Origin of the sequence: Kitasatospora sp. NPDC056446 (genome assembly GCF_042796115.1) — a bacterium.
Lineage (GTDB): Bacteria > Actinomycetota > Actinomycetes > Streptomycetales > Streptomycetaceae > Kitasatospora.
This window is the reverse complement of the sequence record NZ_JBHTRF010000008.1, coordinates 169,748-188,482: the sequence shown is the minus strand read 5'-3', so window position 1 is coordinate 188,482 and position 18,735 is coordinate 169,748. Positions and strand designations below refer to the sequence as shown.

Genomic DNA, 18,735 nt, shown 5'->3' with positions numbered 1-18,735 from the left:
AACGGTCCGGTGCGGCCTGGCCCCCGGCGCGGTTCGGCTTTCCCTCCCCGCCGTTTGGCGCATGCCCGTCCGGACGCTACGGCTCGCCGAACCACTCGCGCAGCGTCCCCGCCAGCGGGCCGCCGTCCGACGCCCAGGCGACGTAGCCGTCCGGGCGGACCAGGACGGCGTCCCAGGGGAGCGTGCGCAGGCCGTCGGCCCGGACGATGCGCAGCAGGTGCGACCAGCCCTCGGCCTGCTTGCGGTGGGCCTCCTCGTCGGCGCCCAGCAGGAGCAGCACCGGGCGGCCGTCCAGCAGCAGACGGATGACGTCGGTCGGGCCGTCCGCGGTGGTGAGGGGGAGGTTGGGCAGGAAGTGCCCCTCCCAGGGCGAGCCGTCCGAGGTGCGCGCCGGGTAGACGGTGTCCTGGGCGCTGATCATGTTGCCGAGGTGGGCGTTCGCGCCCTCCACGCCGAGCAGTTCGGAGACCAGGTCGCGCAGCGGGTCCAGACCCGGATCGGGCCGCATCAGGGCGAGCTGGGCCCGGGTGTTGTCGACCACCCGGCGGGCGACCGGGCGGCGCTCGGCGGTGTAGGTGTCCAGCATGTCCTTGCCCGCGGTGCCGGTCAGGGTGTGGGCGAGCTTCCAGGTGAGGTTGAGCGCGTCCTGGAGACCGAGGTTGAGGCCCTGGCCGCCGACCGGGAAGTGCACGTGCGCGGCGTCGCCGGCCAGGAAGACCCGGCCCTTGCGGTAGTCGCACACCACGCGGGAGAAGTCGTTGAACTTGGAGAAGAACACCGGGTCGGTCATCGGCACCGGGTGGCCGAGGACGCGTTCGGCCTCGTCGCGCAGCTCGCCCAGGGTGAGCGGGGCGTGGCGGTCGCGGTGCGGGCCGCGGAAGTCGATGGTGAAGAAGCGGCTGTGCCCGTACGGGTTGACGCCCGCGATGGTCCAGCCGCGCGGGGTGCGGTTCCAGCCGGAGGGCACCCGGTAGGGGTCGGTGAGGCGGACCAGGCCGAGCAGAGCGGAGACGGTCGCGGGGTGGGTCTCCGAGGCGAAGCCGAGGAGGTCGCGAACGGTGCTGCGGGCGCCGTCCGCGCCGACGACGTACTCGGCGGTGAACTGCCGGACGCCGTCCGGGCCCTCGGCGGTGACCTCGACGGTGTCCGGGCCCTGGACGAGGTCCGTGACGGTGTGGCCGCGCAGGACCGTGGCGCCGCGGGCGCGGGCCCGGCCCTCGAAGTCCCGTTCCAGGTCGGCCTGGGAGCGGCCGTAGATGGGGGCGGGCTCGGTACCGGGTGCGGTGATGACCAGGCCGGGCAGTCCCGCGAAGTGGAAGGCGTCGGCGTTCTGACGGGACAGGCCGTCGGCGGCGGCCGGTTGCGCGCGCAGGTGGCCGCGGCGGGCCAGGCACTGCACCGTACGGGCGTGGAGGGTGCCGGCCTTGGGCTGGTCGACGGTCTCCGGATTGGCCTCCAGGACGATGGTGGAGATGCCGTGGTGGCCCAGCTCGGCCGCGACGAGCATGCCCACGGGGCCGCCCCCGACGACGACGACTTGGGCTCGGGCGGTGGTGGCGGGATCCATGGTGCGGGGGGTCCTTTCGGATGGGGTGCGCGGGTGCGTGAGAGGGGTTCATGGGCGGGCGCTCATGGCGGTGGCATGAGCGGGGCTCATGGGTGTGCGGGCGTGAGCCGGGCTCATGGGCGGACGGGATGAGTGCGGCTCATGGCAGGGCGGTATGAGCGGGACTCATGGAGGCGGGGACATGAGCGTCTCTCATGGACGTGCGCCATGAGCGGGTCTCATGAGCAAGTGGCATGAGCGCGGCTCATGGGCCGGGGACATGAGTGACTCTCATGGGCGAGCGCCATGAGCGACTCTCATGCCCGGCGCGCATGAGCCCCGCTCATGTCCCCCTCCGGAGCATGGGTGTGGGCCCGGCGCCGTTCGGGGTGTCGGCGCCGGGCCCGGTCTCCGGAGGGTGGTGCGGGGTGAGCAGTGCGGGAGGGCGGCCCGGGGGTAGCCGCCCTCCCGCGTCTCGGAACGGCCTCACGGCCGTGGCTCTTGCCGGAGGGGCAGTGGGCGGATCAGGCCTGGGCCTTCTGCCCGCCGCCGCGCAGCAGGGCCGCGATCACCACGAACAGCACCGCACCGACGGCCGCGAGGCCCCACAGGACGGAGTGGAAGGCGGAGTCGTAGGCGTTGGCCAGGAAGTCGACGAAGCCCTTGTGGTCGGTGGCCCCGGACAGGTCGGCCGCACCGGCGAGGTCGCCGCCGGCCGCCCGCTCGGCGACCTTGTCGGCCTGCGAGGCGCCGTCGTGCGCACCGATGCCGTCGGTGACGCGGCCGCCGACCATGGTGGCCAGCGCGGAGCCGTACACGGCGACGGCGACGGCCTCGCTGCCCAGTCGCAGGGTGTTCAGGAAGCCGGCCGCCATGCCCGCCTTGGCGGGGTCGACCAGTTCCAGGGCCTGGCCGTCGACCAGGCCGGCCGACAGGCCCATGCCCGCGCCGGTGATCAGCATCGGTGCCGCGAGCGCCAGGACGGTGACGGAGGGGGAGAGCAGCATGAGGGCGATGTCGCCGACGATGAGGCAGCCCAGGCTGAGGTAGATCAGGGTGAGCGCGGAGACGCCGCGGGTGACCAGCTTGGCCGCGAGCATCGGGAAGACCAGTACCGGGGCGGTGAGCAGCAGCATCAGTACGCCGGCCGCGCCGGTGTCACGGCCGGTGACGGAGGTCAGGTAGCTCGGCAGGTAGGTGAGCATGGTGACGAAGCCGAAGGAGGCGGCCACCGGGACCAGGCACAGGCCGACGAAGCGGCGGTTGCGCAGCACGCTCAGGTCGAGCATGGGGTGGGGGCTGCGGTTCTCGACGGCCGCGAACACGGCCAGGACGACGACCGCGCCGACGAACAGGCCGATCACGCCGAAGCTGCCCCAACCCCACTGCGAGCCCTGGACGATGGCGGTGGTGAGCAGCACCATGGCGACGACGAACAGCGCGCTGCCGGGGACGTCGATCCGCCCGCCACTGCCGGCGTCGGAGGGCATGGCGCGGGAGATCGCGGGCACGGCGAGCAGGACCACCGCGAGGGCGACGGCGTGCACGGCGAACACCCAGCGCCAGCCGAGGCCCTGGACCAGCACGCCGGCCAGGGACGGGCCGATGGCGACGCCGATGCCGGCGATGGTGCCGAACAGCGCGAAGGCCTTGGCGCGGGCGGGTCCGTCGAAGACGGTGGAGAGGATCGCCGCACCGCAGGAGAAGATCGCGGCGCCGCCGATGCCGGTGAGGGCGCGGGCGGTGTCCAGCCAGATCACGTTCGTGGCGACGGCGCTGGCGAGCGAGGCGACGGCGTAGACGGCGACACCGGCGGCGAAGGCCTTGACCCGGCCGATGACGTCGGCGACCGAGCCCCAGACCAGGGTGAAGCAGGCGAACGCGACGTTGAAGGCGTTCACCACCCACTGGAGCGGGGCCAGGTCGGCGTGGGTGCTGGTGCCGATGTCGGGGAGGGCGACCGCCGTGCCGGAGATGGACATGGGCACGACGAACACAGCGAGGAGAACCGCGGCCAGGGTCAGCGAACGGCCGGGCTGCTGCCCCTCCGTCACCACCGGAGGCGTGGCAGACGACGTGGTCTGCGTACTCATGGGGCACAACTCCAGGCTCGGCCCGGCCGGGAACGGCCAGGTAAGGAATTTTTCGAACCTTACGGTGCCATGCGGCGAGGTACGATGCAACCCATACCTGAGGATGCCTGTGGATGGAGGATCCGATGCCCGACCCGGAAGGCCACCCCTCGACCGAGGAGATGGACCTGCGGACGGTCCTGAACGCACTCGCCGATCCGCTGCGCTACGGGGTGGTCTCCGCCCTGCTGAGCGAAGCCGAGGGGGCGGCACGCACCTGTGCCTCCTTCAATCTCCCGGTCTCCAAGTCCACGATCACGCACCACTTCCGCGTCCTGCGCGAGGCGGGCCTGGTCCGTCAGGTCGACCGCGGCAACAGCCGCGCCGCCACCCTTCGCCACGAGGACCTCGACAAGCGCTTCCCGGGTCTGCTGGACCTCATCCGCGCGAATCCCTGAGCCGTCCCGGAGTCCCAAGCGGCGGTCAAGAAAGCTTGACCGCCGCTTGGCCCCGCCCGCCCGTGACGGCGTGTCAAACTGTGCGCCCTCACAGGACGATGAGGAGACTCCGGTGGACCACGCGCGCCCCCTGATCGAGGACTTCCCGGCCCACCCCGACGGCGACCCCGCCGACGCCCTGGCCCGCGCCGTCCGCGCCCGCCGCACCGCCCTCGGCCTCACGGTCTCCGACCTCGCCGCCCGCTCCGGCCTCCCCGAGGCCCACCTGCGCACCATCGAGGCGGGCCACGCGATGCCGACCCTCTCGCTGCTGACGGTGCTCTCGAAGGCGCTCCACGCGGACTGGTAGCCGGCCCCCGCCCCGCCCCCTCCCGGCGCCTCCCGACCCCTCCCGACCCCGTGCCTGCCGACCCCGCGGCTCCCCGACCCGGCCCCGCGCGTCCCGATCCCGACCCCGTGCCTCCCGCACCGCCGGCCCGACTCACGCCGGTTCGTAGGTGGTGTTGCGGACCAGGGTGCGGGCGTGCGGGGAGTCCATGGGGTGGGCGAAGAGGTAGCCCTGGCCGAGCGGGCAGCCCATGGCGGCGAGGAGGTCGCGCTGCTCGGTGTGCTCGATGCCCTCGGCGATGACCTGGACGCCGAGGGTGTCGGCGATGCGGGTGATGCCTTCGACCAGGGCGTACTGCTGGGAGGAGTGGCCGAGGCCGTCGATGAAGGACTTGTCGATCTTGAGCAGGGAGATCGGGAACTCCCGGAGGTAGGAGAGCGAGGAGTAGCCGGTGCCGAAGTCGTCGATGGCGATGCCGACGCCGAGGCCGGAGAGGGTGGCCATGTCGGCGTGGATGCGGTCGTCGCGGCGCATCAGCACGGACTCGGTGAGTTCCAGGACGAGGGTGCGCGGGTCGATGCCGGACGTGGCGATGGCGTGGCGGACGACGTCGACGAAGCCGGCGTCGCGGAACTGGCGGGCGGAGACGTTGACGTTGACCCGCAGCGGCGGGCGCCCGGCGGCGGCCCGGACGGTGGAGCTGGCGGCGTGCCAGGCGGCCGCTTCCTGGGCCGCGCGTTCCAGGACCCAGGCGCCGAGCGGGACGATCTGGCCGCTCTCCTCGGCGAGCGCGATGAACTCGTCGGGCAGGACCATGCCGCGCCGGTCGTGCGGCCAGCGGACCAGCGCCTCGAAGGCGACCAGGTCACCGTTGCGCAGGTCGACGATCGGTTGGTAGTACAGCTGGAACGCCGACTCCGCGATCGCCGAATCGAGGTGCTCGTTCAGCTCGTGCCGTTCCACCAGCCCGGCCTGGAGGGCCGGCCGGTAGTGGCACCACTGGCGGCGCCCGGCCGCCTTGGCCGAGTACAGCGCGAGGTCGGCGTGGGTGAGCAGTTCGGTCGCGTCCACACTGTCCTCGGTGGTCGCCACGCCGATGCTGGCGGTCACCCGGACCGCGCCCGCCTTGAGCTTGAACGGTTCGGCGAACACCGCCAGCACACCGGCCGCGATGGTGTCCACGTCCGCGGGCCGGGTGGCGTCCTCGACCAGCACCGCGAACTCGTCGCCGCCGAGCCGGGCGGCGGTGTCCGAGGCGCGCAGCGCGGTGGAGATCCGCAGCGAGACGGCGATCAGCAGTTCGTCGCCGACCGCGTGCCCCTGCGTGTCGTTGACCACCTTGAAGTCGTCCAGGTCGATGAAGAGCACCCCGGTGACGGATCCGCTGCGCTCGCCGCGTGACAGCGCGTGCCCGACCCGGTCCTGGAACAGCACCCGGTTGGCCAGGCCGGTCAGCGAGTCGTGGAAGGCCCGATGGGTCAGCTCGCGCTCCATCTGGCGCTGCGCGGTGACGTCGCGCAGGGTGAGCACCAGGGCGCCGACGGTCGGGTCCGCGCGCAGGTCGTCGAAGCGGACCTCCGCCTCGATCGGGGTGCGGTCCTGGCGCAGCAGCCGCCAGTGCTCCCGGGGCTGCTCGCGGTGCTGCTCGCGGGGCTGTTCGCGCGGTCGCGCACGGGACCGGGACGGCTCGCGCGGCCCGTCGTCCGGCCTGTCGTCCGGTCCGCCACCCGGCCCGTGGTCCCGCTGCGCCCTGCCCTGCTGCGCCCCGTTCCGCTGGGCCCCGCCCCGCTGCCCGCCCCGGGGCGGGGCGGTCGCGCCGCGCATCCGGGCGAGCGCCCTGCCGACCTCCCGGCTGTCCTCGGGCGGGACGAGGTCGGTCACCAGCGTGCCCTCCAGCGCGGCGTGCCCGAGCACGGCCTCGGCGGACGGGGAGGCGTAGCGCACGCCGTCGTCGGCGTCGAGGATCAGGATGACGTCGCTGGTGTTCTGCACCAGCGCGCGGAAGTACAGCTCGCTGTTGCGGCGGGTGACCTCCTGGCTCAGCACGACCCGTTCGACGGCCAGGGCCGCCTGTGCGGCGAGGATCTCCAGCGAGCTCCAGAGGGCGGCCAGCTCCTGTTCGGTGCCGGTGACGATGAGCGCGCCGATCAGCGGGTCGCCGGAGGGGCGTTCGGCGAGGGTGAGCGGGCTGAGCAGGGCGTACGGCATGCCGTCGAGCCGCCCGGTCAGTTCGCGGGCGGGCAGTTCGACGGATCCCACCGGCAGCAGGCGGGTCTCGCGGTACGCGGTGAGGGCCAGGACCTGGTCGGAGCCGGGGTCGGAGCCCAGCAGGTGCTTGGTGGCGCCGTGTTCGGCGTGCCGCACGTGCAGGACGCCCGCTTCGGCGACGGCGAGCAGGGCGACGTGCCCGGGTTCGGCGGGCATCAGCGTGGAGGCGGCGGACTGGACGGCGTCGGCGACCTCCTCCACGGTGACGGCCGCGGTCAGCCGGGCGCCCGCCTCGCGCAGCGCCCGTTCGCGCGCGATGGCCTCCCTGCGGGCGGACGCGACCACCGCCAGGCGGGCCAGGACGAGGAGGTAGAGGAGTGCGGAGAAGGCGCCGATCACGCCGGCGTTGTCGGTGTTCCCGGCCAGCGACTCGATGATCAGGATCGCGGGGGCGATCAGCGAGGCGAGGGTGAGCAGGACGAGCCGGGCGGTGCTCAGGTCCGGTTGCTGGCTGGGGACGGGCCTGGTGAGTTCGACCATCGATGGGTGCAGCGCGGCGGCGCCCCAGGCGGCGTAGAAGGCGGCCCAGCCGAGTTCGACGGGGGTGCCGATGCGCCAGGTGCCGTGCAGCTGGATCAGCCCGTACAGCACGTCGGAGACGAGGAGGCCGAGGGTGCCGACGGCGAGCAGTTGCAGGGCGCGGGAGTTGCCGCCGCGCGGGGTCAGCAGGCGCAGCAGCAGGGCGAGGACGACGATGTCACCGAGCGGGTAGGCGATCGAGACGGCCCGCTGGAACCAGGTGAGGTCGGGGCTGCGGGTGTACGGGACGATCAGGTAGATCCAGGCGAGCAGGGCCAGCCCGATGGTGGGGATCAGTGCGTCGAGCAGGCCGGCACGGTCCTGACGGGCCGTGCGCCAGCGGATGAAGCCGAGCACGCCGACCGCGTACAGCACGTACTCGGCGAGGTAGAAGCCGTCCGCGACGGAGGGGAAGGGGTTGGCCAGGTGCAGGATGTCCAGTTGGACGGCCTGCACCACCTCGCCCGTGGTGAAGCTCAGGTTGGCGAGCGCCAGCACGTACCAGAACCGTGCGTGCGCGGGGCGGTTGAGGCGGACGCCGAGCACGATGGCGGCGACGCCACCGAGGCCGATGCCCGTCCACCAGATGATCCGCTGGCCCGGGTTGGCGTAGTAGATGCCGGTGAACAGCACCATCCAGAGCAGGTAACCGGCCATCAGGCGTTGTCGCCGGCGTGTCAACGAGGCTACCTCCTCCGCGACATCACCCCGCCGGTCGGGCGGGGGACTTCGGGCGAGGGCGGGGCCCGGGTGCCCGGGGTGTCACCGGGCGTCTCCGGACGGGGCGGTGGGCAGGGGACGGGGCGCGTGTCCGCGCACGTGTGCGGCGTCCGGTCGGGGTGCGACCGGACGTTCTCGATGGGCCATGAGTGCGTATAGTCGGAAATGTCGCACTCCCAAGCATTCTGCCGCCACAGCACGAGGTCAAGCCGGTGGACGACGCAGCAGACAGCGCACGGGGCGTACGCGCGGATGTGAATTCCGGGCGTCACGCCGTGGTCCGCAACGACGACGGTCAGTACGCGCTCTGGCCGGGGGAGTCGACGCTGCCGGGAGGGTGGCGGCAGGTCCACGGGCCGGCCGCGGCGGCCGACTGCCGGGCCTGGGTGGAGCGGGAGTGGCGGCCGGTGGCCCTGGGGTTCGCGGGGGCGGGCTCCGCAGATCCGGGGGCCGGGGCCGCCGGAGCCGTCGGAGCCGCCGGACGGGCCCCGGCCGGGTTCGCCGACACGGTGCACGGACTGTTCCGCGCGCGGGCGGCGCACGACCCGCACGCTCCCGCCGTCGTCGCCGAGGACGCCACCCTGAGTTACCGCGAACTCGACCTGCGCAGCGACCGGTTGGCCGCCGCACTGCGGGCGGGCGGCATCGGCCCGGAACAGGTGGTGCCGGTCTGCCTGGAACGCGGAGCGGGGCTGGTGACCGCCTGGCTGGGGGTGCTCAAGGCGGGCGGGGCCTTCCTGCCGCTGGACCCGGCGCATCCGCAACGGCGGCTGGCGCGGCTGGTCGAGGACTGCGGGGCGCGGGTGGTCGTCACCGACGGTCACGAGTTCCCGGGGGTGACGGTGCTGGGGGTCGACGACACCCGGCCCGGGCCGGGCGCCCCGCCCGAGGACGGTGCCGTCCCCGACGACCTGGCGTACCTGATCTACACCTCCGGCACGACCGGCCGGCCCAAGGGCGTCCCGGTCACCCACCGTGCCCTGGTGTTCACCCTCGACCGGATCGTCCGCGCCTACCGGCTCGCACCCGGTGAGCGGGTCCTGCAACTGGCCGCACTGGGCTCCGACACCGCGCTGGAGCAGGTCTTCGGCGCGCTGCTCGCGGGCGCGACGGTCGTCCTGGGCGGCGGCGGGGCCGGGGGCGGCACCTGGGCGCCCACCGAACTGGTCGGCCGGCTGCCCGGACTGGGCCTGGCCGTCGCCGACTTCACGCCCGCCTACCTGCACCACGTGCTCGACCTGCTCCCGTCCGGCCTGCTCCCGTCCGGCCCGCTCCCGTCCGGTCCGGCCCTGTCCGACGGGCGCGGCCCGCTCCCGGCCGGTTCGGCCCCGTCCGACGGGCGCGGCCCGGGCGGGCGGCTGCGGCTGGTGGTGGTCGGCGGGGACGCCGTGCACGCCGACGACTGCCGCCGCTGCCTGGACCGGCTGCCGGGCGTGCGGCTGCTCAACGCGTACGGGGTCACCGAGGCGGCCGTGACCTCCCTGCTGTGCGAGGTCACCGAAGGCCTCCTCGGGGACGGCGGCCCGGCTGCCCCGGTGCCGATCGGCCGCCCGCTGCCCGGAGTGCGGGTGCACGTGCTGGACGCGCGGCTGCGTCCGGTCCGGCCCGGCGAGAAGGGGCAGATCCACCTCGGCGGGCCCGGTCTCGCCCGGGGCTACTGGCGCAGCCCCGGGCTCACCGCCGAGTCCTTCCTGCCCGACCCGTACGCGCCGCTGCCCGGCGAGCGGATGTACCGCACCGGCGACGCCGGGCGCTGGCGGGCGGACGGGCAACTGGAGATCCTCGGCCGCTTCGACGACCAGGTGAAGGTGCGCGGGCACCGGGTGGACCCAGCGGAGATCGAGGCGGTGCTGGCCGCGCACCCGGACGTCCGGCAGGCGCGGGTCGCGGCCGACGGGGCGGCGGCGGACGGCAGCCGGGCGCTCACCGCGTACTACACGCTCGCGCCCGGGGCGGTCGGCGCCGCCGCGGACATCCGGGCGTTCCTGGCCGACCGGCTGCCGGAGTACCTGGTGCCGGCCGGGTTCGTCCCGCTGGAGGCGATGCCGCTCACGGCGGCCGGGAAGATCGACCGGCGCCGGCTGCCGCACGCCCCGGTACGGACCGCACCCCGGGCGCCCGACCCCGCCGGGGACCGCCGGGACGGTGCGGCCGGCGAAGGCCGGGCAGACGCGGTGCGGGACCCGGTGGAGGAGGCGGTCGGACAGCTCTGGGCGGAAGTGCTCGGCGTCGAGGCCGTCGGACCGGACGACGACTTCTTCGCGCTCGGCGGCACCTCGCTGCTGGCCATGGAGATGCTGGCCCGGGCCCGGATCGTGTTCGGCATCGACGTCGGCCGGGTGCGGGCGCTCACCCGGGCACTGCTGCGCGAGCCCGTGCTGAGGGCCTTCGCGGCGGCGTTGCGGCAGGCCCGCGCGGCCGACGCGGCCGGTACCGGCACCGGCACCGCCGCCGCGACCGCTACTGCCACCGCTACTGCCACCGGCGTGGGCCCGGCTGCCGCCCCGGGCGACGGGGAAGCCCCCGTCGACTGGTTCGCGGAGGCCCGGTTCACCGACCCCGTCGGCCAGTCCTGGAGCCCCGCGCCCTCCCGCGCGGAACCCGCCGAGATCCTGCTCACCGGCGCCACCGGCTTCTGCGGTGCGCACCTGCTGCACACACTGCTCGCCACCACCCGGGCCCGGATCCACTGCCTGGTCCGGGCGCCCGACGAGGAGCACGCGCTGGAACGGCTGCGCGCCACGCAGCAGCGCTTCCTGCGGCACGACCTCGCCGACCGCCGGGTGGTTCCGCTGGTGGGCGACCTCGCAGCCCCGCGGCTCGGCCTGACGAGGCGTCAGTTCGACGTGCTGGCAGGCAGTCTGGACGCCGTCTACCACCTGGGCGGGCAGGTCAACTTCCTCTACCCGTACCACCAGCTGCGCGCCGCCAACGTCGACGGCACCCGGGAGGTCGTCCGGCTCGCCGGGCACGACCGGGGCGTGCCCGTGCACTACCTCTCCACCCTCGCCGTGCTGGCCGGCTTCGGGGCGGCGGGGGTCGACAAGGTCACCGAGCGGACCCCGCTCGCCCACCCGGAGCGGATCGGCGTCGGCTACGTCGAGAGCAAGTGGGTGGCCGAGCAACTGCTGCACAACGCGGCGGCGGCCGGGCTGCCGGTCACGGTGCTGCGCACCAACGACGTCACCGGGGACCTGGCGAGCGGGGTGATGAACACCGGCACCGAACTGTGCGCGCTGATCAAGTACTTCGCGGACAGCGGGACGTTCCCGGACGTGCGGCTGCTGCTCGACTTCGTCCCGGCCGACCGCTTCGCCCGGGCCGTCGCCCACATCGCCGCCCATGCGCCCGCCGACGGCGAGGTCTACCACCTCACCTCCCCGCAGCCGGGCGTCCTCGCCGATCTGGCGGACCGGCTGCGGGCGCGCGGCCACCGGATCGCCGGACTGCCGTACGGGGACTGGGTGCGGGGCCTGGTCCGGTTCGCGGCCGGGAACCCGACCCACCCGATCGCACCGTTCGTCCCGCTGTTCGTGGACCGCGCGCCCGGATCGGAGCTGTCGATCAGCGAGATGTACTTCCGGCCGGCGTTCCCGCTGTTCGACCGGGCGAACGCGGACGCGGCGCTGGCCGGCAGCGGGGTCGAACTTCCGCCGGTCGAAGCGGAGTTGATCGACCACTACCTGGCCGGGCTGGAGCGGGAGGGGTTCCTGGGGGCGGCGCGGTGAGCGGCGGCCACGGTGCGGCCGAGGTGCCCGGCGTGCCCGAGGTCCCCGGCGTGCCCGGGGGGCCGGACGTCTCCGCTGTCCTCGACGCCCTGGACGCCCTCGACGTCCGGCGCGCCCCCGGCGACGGCCCGGTGGCCTTCGGCGGCACGCTCGGCGCGCGGGAGCTGCTGGAGGCGTACCGGCGCGGGCTGTTCCCGCTGCCGGCCGCCGACGTCTACGCGAGCGCGTACAGCGAGGCGGTGTACGGCGACGCCGTCGACGCGGGCGAAGTGGCGTTGCTGCCGGGCGGGGAGGACCCGTACGCGCTGGCCTGGTGGTCGCCCGACCCCCGGCCGGTGATCGCCCCCGGCGGCGTACGGCTCGGCAGCGGGCTGGCCCGGCGGCTGCGCAATCGGTCGGCGTGGTGGACGAGCGCGGACCGGGCCTTCGGCCAGGTGCTGGCCGCCTGTGCGGAAGGACGCCAACCGGTCTGGCTCACCGACGAGTTGGCGGAGGTGCTGACCCGGCTGCACGGGCTCGGGGCGGCGCACAGCGGGGAGGTGTGGGAGGGCGAGGAGCTGATCGGAGGGGTGTTCGGGGTGGCCGTCGGGTCGGTGCTGAGCCTGGACTCGATGTTCCACCGGCGCCCGGACGCGGCCCGGGTCGCCGTCGCCGACCTCGGCGCGCGGTTCGGTGCGGCGGGCGGGCGGCTGCTCGACGCGCAGTGGGACGGGCCGCACGTGCGCAGCCTGGGTGCCGAGCCGATGGCGCGCTCCCGGTACCTCGCCGAACTGACCGCCGGGGGCGCCACGGCGGGCCGGCCGGAGGGTGCGGCGCTGCCGGCGGCCCGGCTGGGCTGACCTGCGGTCCAGCTGCTGCCGGGGGCGGGGCGGGGTGGGGCGGGGCGGGGCGCGGTGCGGCGCGGGTGCGAGGGGAGTGCGACGGGTGTCCGTTTGGCCTGTCTTCGACAAACTTATTCCTCGTCAGTAACATGACGCCGCGTGTTCAAAAGCTCCATAGGCAGGGCCGCAGGCCCCGCCGTCCTCACCCTCATCCTCGCCGGGGCCGCCGCGTGCGGGCCGACCAGCCCCGGCACCCCCCAGACCGGCGCGGCCCCGGCCGCCGCCACCGTCGCCGACGCGACCGCGAGCACCGCCGGGAGCAGCCCGGCCGCCGCCGCGCCCGCCGCCGGCACCCCCCGCGCCAAGGCGGCCGCACCCGCCACCACCCGCCCGCCGGCCGGGCAGGTGCCCGTCACCGCCGCACCCGCCGGCGACCGGCAGGCCGCGATCGGCAGCCCCGGCAAGGACGGCGGCGCGGTCACGGCGGCGACCAAGGGCCTCCAGCTGACCGGGTACGACCCGGCGGGCGGCACGGCGGTGCTGACGGCGGTCGGCGGTCCGGCCCCGACGGCCCCCGCGGCCCCCGGTGCCCCCACACCCACCGGTCCCGCGAGTGCGGCCCCCACGGCTGGGGCCTCCCCGTCTCCCGCCGCCGTTGCTGCTGCCGCCGTCCAGCCCGGCCAGCTGATCGCCAGCCCGCCCACCGCCGCCGCGCCGCAGGGCGCGCTGGTCGCCGTCACCGCCGTCCGCCCGGGCGCGGGCAACACCCTCGACCTGGCGACCCGTCCGGCGACCCTCGCCGAACTCCTCGGCGGCACCGAGGCCGACGGCAGCGTCCCCGTCGACCCGCACGGCATCACGGTGACCCCGCTGGTCAAGGACCTCAAGGCGACGGTCGGCGCGGGCCTCGACGGCGTGAAGGCCGACGCCTCCGGCACCCTGGAGGTGGACCTCAAGGCCCCCGTGCCGCTGCCCGAGGGCACCAGCCTGGACGCCTCCGGCTCCCTCCAGCTCCACCCCGCCGTCCACTTCGCCTACCACGGTGCCGCCGCCGGCAGCCCGCGCACCGCGTCGATCGGCTTCGATCTGGGCGCCCACGCCCAGTGGAAGGTCACCGGCGACGCCACCCGCAGCACCGGCGCCGCGCCCGTCCGGGTGCCCTTCGCCAAGCTGCAGGCCAGTCCGGTGCTGACCGTCGCCGGCCTGCCGGTGGTCGTCAACCTCGGCCTGACGTGCTACCTGGAGATCAGCGCCGACGGCCAGGTCCACCTGGAGGCGGAACAGGACGCCACCGGCACCTGGGCCGTGCGCGCCGACTACACCGGCGGCAAGGGCTGGACCCCGGTCACCAACGCCGAGACCAAGATCACCCCGGTCCGCGTGCGCCTCAACGGCAAGGCGGGCGTGCGGGCCGCGCTCGGCGCCGAGATCAGCCTCGGCCTGTACGACACCGTCGGTGTGGAGACCACCGTCGCCCCGTACCTGAAGGCCCAGGCCGAGGGCTCACTGGCCGTCGACTCCTCCGGCAACCCGCCGCAGGCACAGGGCAGTTGGTCGCTGGTCGGCGGCATCGACCTGAACGGCTCGCTGCTCGCCCACCTGAAGGTCTTCGGCACCCCGGTCATCGAGGGCAAGCTGCCGCTGCCGCCGTTCCACAAGGAGTGGCCGCTGACCGGCGGCTCGGCGACGCTCCCGGTGCCGCGCCCGAGCAGCACCTGACCCCAGCCCCACCGCACCGCTCACCACCCGGGCCCCGCCGTCGTTTCACGCGACGGCGGGGCCTTTTCGTCGGGCCGTCGGTAGGCTCGGGGTTCCGGCCGGAACGGGGAGTGTGGCAGGGGTGCGGAACAGCACGCGCGTGTACGGGATCGTGGGCGTCCTGGCCTGGGACGCCGCCGTAGTGGCGCTGAACTCGGCCTACGCGGTCGGCTGGTGGGCGGGCATCCCGGCGCTGGCGGTCACCGTCCCGGCGCTGGTGGTCCTGCTGAAACGGCCCGCCGCCGCCGGCCCGGCGAACGCCGAGGCACCCCGGGACCGAGCCCCCGAGCGGGACTGAGCCCCCGTATGTCCGGGGCGGGGGACGTCGCGTCCCTGCGGGCGGCTCATGGCGCATCGGGGCGTATGAGCCCGGCTCATGGGGCCCGTCGTGTACGGCGCAGGCTGGATATCATCGTCTGATGATCACCTCCAGCGCCCGTACCACGGTCTTCGACATCGACGGCACGCTCTGCTTCGACGGCCGGTCCGTCGACGGCCGGATCCTCGCCGCCGTCGAGGCCTGCGAACGCGCCGGTCACCACCTGGTGTTCGCCTCCGCGCGGCCGGTCCGGGACCTCCTGCCCGTCCTCGACGGGGCCTTCCCCGCCGCGACCCTGATCGGCGGGAACGGCAGCCTGGTCTCCGTCGACGGCCGGGTCCGGGCTCGGGCCGCGTTCGGCACGCGCGAACTCGACGGGCTGCTGGCGGAGGTCCGGCGGCACCGGGCGGGCTACCTGGCCGACGGCCCCTGGGACTACGCCTACACCGGCCCGGCCGACCACCCCATCCTCGGCCGCGTCGACCAGGGGAACCTCGCAGCCCGGGTGGACCTCGCGGACCTCCCCGCCGTCGTGAAGTTCCTGGTCGTCGAGGCGACCGACATGCCGGCCCTCGCCGAGGCCGGCCGCGCGCTCGGGATGACCGTCAACCACCACCTCGACGAGGCGATCATCGACTTCGCCCCCGGAACCACGACGAAGTGGGAGGCCCTGGCCTCGCTCGGGATCGACGAGTACAACGCCTTCGGCAACGACATCAACGACCTCGACCTGCTGCGCAACGCGCGCCACTCGGTGCGGGTGGGCTCCCATGCCGGCCTGGACGGCGTCGCCCGCGTCACCGTCGCACCGGACCCGGAGGCCGTCGCCGCCGAGATCTCCCGGCTGGCGGGTGCGGGCAGTCTCGGATGAGCTGGGCTCATGTCGCCCCGGGGCGATGAGCGGGGCTCATGTCATCGCCGCCCGGTTCCGATGAGCCCGACTCATGCTGGCCGGCGCCATGAGCCCGACTCATGTCGTTGCCGCCCGATGCAGATGAGTCGGACTCATGAGCCCGGCTCATACCGCCCGGTCCTGATGAGCCCGACTCATACCGGGAGCGGCTCAGGTGCGCGCCTGCGCCCGGGCCGGGCGCAGGATCCGGCGTACGGCGTCGCGCAGCCACTGGTGGGCGCCGTCGGCGGTGTGGCGCGGGTGCCAGGCCATGCCGATCGTCAGCGGTGGCAGCGGCAGCGGGATGTCCAGCAGGCGCAGTCCCAGTGCGCGCGCCGCGTCGCCGAGTGGTGACGGGGGCTCGCCCGGCAGCGCGGTCGGCACCAGGCAGACCACGTCGCCGACCGCGGCCAGCGCCATCGCCGCCAGGTGCCCGGGCAGGACGGCGCTGACGTGCCGGCTGAGCCCTTGCCCGGCCAGGGCCGTGTCCAGCGGACCGGTGAAGCGCCCCCGTCGGCTGACCGCCACGTGCTCGGCCGCGGCGAGCGCGGCGGCCGTCAGGGTTCCCTCGGCGAGCGGGTGCCCGGCCCTGACCCCGGCCGCCATCCGCAGCGTCACCAGTTCCTCGACCCTGGTCTCCGGGTCGACGTGGTCGATGGCCCCGATCTCCAGGTCGATCCGGCCCTCGCGCAGCGCGGGGCCCGCCTCCCACTCCTCGGCCAGTACCCGTAGCGAGACGCCCGGTGCCTGGCGCCGGGCCAGGTCGAGCAGGCCCGGTGCCAGCGCCGCGCCGACCAGGTCCGAGGCCTGGACGGTGAAGGTGCGCCGCAGGGCGGCGGGGTCGGCGGCGCCGCTCGGGGTGAGCAGCGCCTCCAGCCGGCTCACCACCGCTGCGGCCTCGTCCCGCAGTTCCTCGGCGCGGGGTGTGGGCACCATCGCCTGTCCGGCCCGTACCAGCAGCGGGTCCTGGAGCACCCGGCGCAGCCGGGCCAGGGTGCGGCTCATCGCCGCGGGGGAGGTGTGCAGCCGCGCGGCGGCACGGGTGACGCTCTGTTCGGTCAGCAGGGCGTCGAGGGCGACGGCGAGGTTGGCGTCCAGGTTCGGGATTTGGCTGCTCACGGGCATCATTCCGTTCCGGGCAATGATCGGTTGCTGAAGTTCCCATTGTGGCAATGCGATTGGGCTCCGCACGATGAGGGGGTCGGACCGATCCGACCGAGATCGAGACCGCGACCAAAAGACCGAGACCGCGATCGAGACCGAGAGACCGAGACCGAGAGGTTTTCATGATCGTCATCACCGCCCCCACCGGGAACATCGGCCGCAGGCTGCTGCCACTGCTGCTCAGGGCCGCGCCCGCGCGCGGAGAGGAACTGCGCGTCGTGGTCCGGGATCCGGCCCGGCTCCCCGAGGCCGTGCGCGAACGGGTCGAGGTGGTCGCCGGCTCGCACGGCGACGCCGCGACCGTCGAGCGTGCCTTCGCCGGGGCCGACGCCGTGTTCTGGCTGGTCCCGCCGGACGCCTCGGCCGCTCCCGACGAGGTGTACAGCGGCTTCACCCGCCCGGCCGCGCGGGCGTTCGCCGCGCACGGCGTCGGCCACGTCGTCGGCGTCTCGGCGCTCGGCCGGGGCACCCCGCAGGCCCACCGGGCCGGGCTGGTCACCGCCTCCCTGGCCATGGACGACCTGATCGCCGGCTCCGGCGCCGCCTACCGCGCCCTGGCCTGTCCGTCCTTCTACGAGAACCTGCTGGAGGAGGCCGGCTCGATCCGCGAGCACGGCGTCTTCACCGACACCGCCGACGCCGGCCGCCCGGTCCCCCTGGTGGCCGTCGCCGATGTCGCCGCGACGGCGGCCGGGCTGCTGCTGGACCGCTCCTGGAGCGGCGTCGGCAGCGTGCCGGTGCTCGGCCCGCAGGACCTGTCGCCCGACGACCGGGCCCGCATCATGGCCGAGGAACTGGGCCGTCCGGTGCGCTACCGGCGCCGATCGCTCGACGAGCTGCGGTCCGAGCTGCTCGGCTACGGCCTCGACGGGGCGTTCGTCGAGGGCGTCGTCGACATGAAGCGCGCGAAGGACCGGGGCCTGGACGGGGGCGTCGACCGCTCGCCGCGGGCGGTGCCCGCCACCGGATTCGCGCAGTGGTGCGCGCAGACCCTCAAGCCCGCCGTTCTCACCGCACCGGAGGCAGTCGATGCCCACTGACCGCACCGAGGCCCCGGTCACCGCGTTCATGCTGGTCAAGACCACGCCCGAGTGGCTGGCGATGACCGTGGCCGAACGCGTCCGGGCCTTCGCCACCCAGGTCGTCCCGGTGGTCGAGGCCCGCACGCGCGGCGTCCGGTCCCGCTTCTACGACACGGAGTTCTACTCGGCGCGGGTCACCGACGTCTGGGTCTGGGAGGCGGACGACCACGACGCGTACCGGCTGCTGATCGACGCGCTGCGCGAAACCCCCTTCTGGGACCGCTACTTCGAGGTGGTGGACCTGCTGGTGGGTGTCGAGAACGGCTACGCGCGCAGCTACGGGGTGGAGCCGGTGGCCACCATCGCCACCTGACGCTACCGCCCGCCCCGCGGATCCCCGTTTCCGGCGCGGAGGTGGTGGCTCACGTCGCCGAGCAGGGTGATGCGGACCCGTCGCTCGGTGAAGCGCCACCGGCCGTCGAGGCGTCGGAACCGGTCGTGGTAGCGGCCGGCGGCGATGGGCCGGAGCGGCAGGCCGGGCAGGGCCTGGAGGACGGTGACGTACGAGCGGGCCGCCGCGGTGCCGGGCCGGTCGTCGCCGTCGCCGTCGCCGCCGTCGACATCGATGTCGTCGTCGAACTCCACGACGGTGTTGGTGACCACGTGCTGGGTGCGCGGGGTGCCGTCGGCGTACACGATCAGGGTGTCGCGGAACAGCCGCTCGATGGCGGCGCTCCCGTGCACCGGCTCGCCGCTGCCGATGAAGGTGGCATCGGCGAGGAGGAGGCCGAGTCCGGCGAAGTCGCCGTCGTCCAGGAGTTCGGCGTAGCGGGCGATCAGGTTCCCGATCGCGTGGTGGGCGGATGCGGTCATGGCGGATCCCTCGGGTTCTGGTCGTCGTCGGTGGGCGGTGCCCCCGGGGCACTGTGTCCGACGGTCCGAGGCTTCGGCATCGGTCATATGACGGTCGGACAGGCCTCCCGCCGCCGGGCGCCGCGACGGGAGGAGTGGGGAGTGGGGCCCGGCGCCCAACCCCACCCCCCCCGGGCGCGGGGGGGCGGGGGGGGTGGCGGGGCCGCGGGGCGGCCCCCCAGACCCCACAACCGTGTGAGATAAAAAA

Annotated in this window: 14 protein-coding genes; 9 read left to right on the top strand and 5 right to left on the bottom strand. The window is 74.6% G+C overall.

What is annotated here, in order from left to right; translation table 11 throughout:
* Positions 1–76: 76 nt before the first annotated feature.
* Positions 77–1,567, bottom strand: coding sequence for an FAD-dependent monooxygenase (locus ACFQ6N_RS08300; RefSeq protein ID WP_380647758.1), 1,491 nt, complete (start codon positions 1,565–1,567; stop codon positions 77–79).
* Positions 1,568–2,070: 503 nt separating this feature from the next.
* Positions 2,071–3,639: an MFS transporter gene (locus ACFQ6N_RS08295; protein ID WP_380647757.1), complete on the bottom strand. Its 1,569-nt coding sequence runs from the start codon at positions 3,637–3,639 to the stop codon at positions 2,071–2,073.
* Positions 3,640–3,764: 125 nt separating this feature from the next.
* Between ACFQ6N_RS08295 and ACFQ6N_RS08290 the strand changes: the two genes are divergently transcribed.
* The gene (locus ACFQ6N_RS08290) at positions 3,765–4,076 is read left to right on the top strand and encodes an ArsR/SmtB family transcription factor (RefSeq protein WP_380647756.1); all 312 of its coding nucleotides are present in this window, start codon (positions 3,765–3,767) and stop codon (positions 4,074–4,076) included.
* Positions 4,077–4,188: 112 nt separating this feature from the next.
* Complete coding sequence (locus ACFQ6N_RS08285) at positions 4,189–4,425, top strand: multiprotein-bridging factor 1 family protein (protein WP_380647755.1); 237 nt, start codon at positions 4,189–4,191, stop codon at positions 4,423–4,425.
* A gap of 132 nt (positions 4,426–4,557) precedes the next feature.
* Here the strand turns inward: ACFQ6N_RS08285 and ACFQ6N_RS08280 are convergent, their stop codons facing one another.
* A complete protein-coding gene (locus ACFQ6N_RS08280) occupies positions 4,558–7,872 on the bottom strand; it encodes a putative bifunctional diguanylate cyclase/phosphodiesterase (RefSeq protein ID WP_380647754.1) in 3,315 nt (1,104 codons plus the stop codon).
* A 188-nt stretch (positions 7,873–8,060) separates the two neighbouring features.
* On the opposite strand from ACFQ6N_RS08280, the gene ACFQ6N_RS08275 reads away from it, so the two are divergent.
* From ACFQ6N_RS08275 to ACFQ6N_RS08255, 5 genes are all read left to right on the top strand, one after another.
* A complete protein-coding gene (locus tag ACFQ6N_RS08275; protein WP_380647753.1) occupies positions 8,061–11,639 on the top strand; it encodes a thioester reductase domain-containing protein in 3,579 nt (1,192 codons plus the stop codon).
* A gap of 32 nt (positions 11,640–11,671) precedes the next feature.
* The gene (locus ACFQ6N_RS08270) at positions 11,672–12,478 is read left to right on the top strand and encodes a leucyl/phenylalanyl-tRNA--protein transferase (protein WP_380647752.1); all 807 of its coding nucleotides are present in this window, start codon (positions 11,672–11,674) and stop codon (positions 12,476–12,478) included.
* Between the two features lie 141 nt (positions 12,479–12,619).
* Complete coding sequence (locus ACFQ6N_RS08265) at positions 12,620–14,179, top strand: hypothetical protein (RefSeq protein ID WP_380647750.1); 1,560 nt, start codon at positions 12,620–12,622, stop codon at positions 14,177–14,179.
* A gap of 121 nt (positions 14,180–14,300) precedes the next feature.
* The gene (locus ACFQ6N_RS08260; protein ID WP_380647748.1) at positions 14,301–14,516 is read left to right on the top strand and encodes a hypothetical protein; all 216 of its coding nucleotides are present in this window, start codon (positions 14,301–14,303) and stop codon (positions 14,514–14,516) included.
* Between the two features lie 121 nt (positions 14,517–14,637).
* Positions 14,638–15,408, top strand: a complete 771-nt coding sequence (locus ACFQ6N_RS08255; RefSeq protein ID WP_380647747.1) for an HAD hydrolase family protein — start codon at positions 14,638–14,640, stop codon at positions 15,406–15,408.
* A gap of 192 nt (positions 15,409–15,600) precedes the next feature.
* On the opposite strand, the gene ACFQ6N_RS08250 is transcribed toward ACFQ6N_RS08255, so the two are convergent.
* Positions 15,601–16,557: a LysR family transcriptional regulator gene (locus tag ACFQ6N_RS08250; protein WP_380647746.1), complete on the bottom strand. Its 957-nt coding sequence runs from the start codon at positions 16,555–16,557 to the stop codon at positions 15,601–15,603.
* A gap of 158 nt (positions 16,558–16,715) precedes the next feature.
* Here ACFQ6N_RS08250 and ACFQ6N_RS08245 point away from each other — a divergent pair, with 158 nt between their 5' ends.
* The gene (locus ACFQ6N_RS08245; RefSeq protein ID WP_380647745.1) at positions 16,716–17,633 is read left to right on the top strand and encodes an NAD(P)H-binding protein; all 918 of its coding nucleotides are present in this window, start codon (positions 16,716–16,718) and stop codon (positions 17,631–17,633) included.
* Complete coding sequence (locus ACFQ6N_RS08240; RefSeq protein WP_380647744.1) at positions 17,623–17,988, top strand: darcynin family protein; 366 nt, start codon at positions 17,623–17,625, stop codon at positions 17,986–17,988. The genes ACFQ6N_RS08245 and ACFQ6N_RS08240 overlap by 11 nt, the downstream gene beginning before the upstream one ends.
* Positions 17,989–17,990: 2 nt before the next feature.
* On the opposite strand, the gene ACFQ6N_RS08235 is transcribed toward ACFQ6N_RS08240, so the two are convergent.
* A complete protein-coding gene (locus ACFQ6N_RS08235; protein WP_380647743.1) occupies positions 17,991–18,488 on the bottom strand; it encodes a nuclear transport factor 2 family protein in 498 nt (165 codons plus the stop codon).
* Between the last annotated feature and the right edge of the window lie 247 nt (positions 18,489–18,735).

Coding starts and splice junctions, on each gene's coding strand:
- ACFQ6N_RS08240 (WP_380647744.1), top strand. CDS start 17,623: ATGCCCACTGACCGCACCGAGGCCCCGGTCACCGCGTTCATGCTGGTC.
- ACFQ6N_RS08245 (WP_380647745.1), top strand. CDS start 16,716: ATGATCGTCATCACCGCCCCCACCGGGAACATCGGCCGCAGGCTGCTG.
- ACFQ6N_RS08250 (WP_380647746.1), bottom strand. CDS start 16,557: ATGATGCCCGTGAGCAGCCAAATCCCGAACCTGGACGCCAACCTCGCC.
- ACFQ6N_RS08300 (WP_380647758.1), bottom strand. CDS start 1,567: ATGGATCCCGCCACCACCGCCCGAGCCCAAGTCGTCGTCGTCGGGGGC.
- ACFQ6N_RS08255 (WP_380647747.1), top strand. CDS start 14,638: ATGATCACCTCCAGCGCCCGTACCACGGTCTTCGACATCGACGGCACG.
- ACFQ6N_RS08235 (WP_380647743.1), bottom strand. CDS start 18,488: ATGACCGCATCCGCCCACCACGCGATCGGGAACCTGATCGCCCGCTAC.
- ACFQ6N_RS08290 (WP_380647756.1), top strand. CDS start 3,765: ATGCCCGACCCGGAAGGCCACCCCTCGACCGAGGAGATGGACCTGCGG.
- ACFQ6N_RS08295 (WP_380647757.1), bottom strand. CDS start 3,639: ATGAGTACGCAGACCACGTCGTCTGCCACGCCTCCGGTGGTGACGGAG.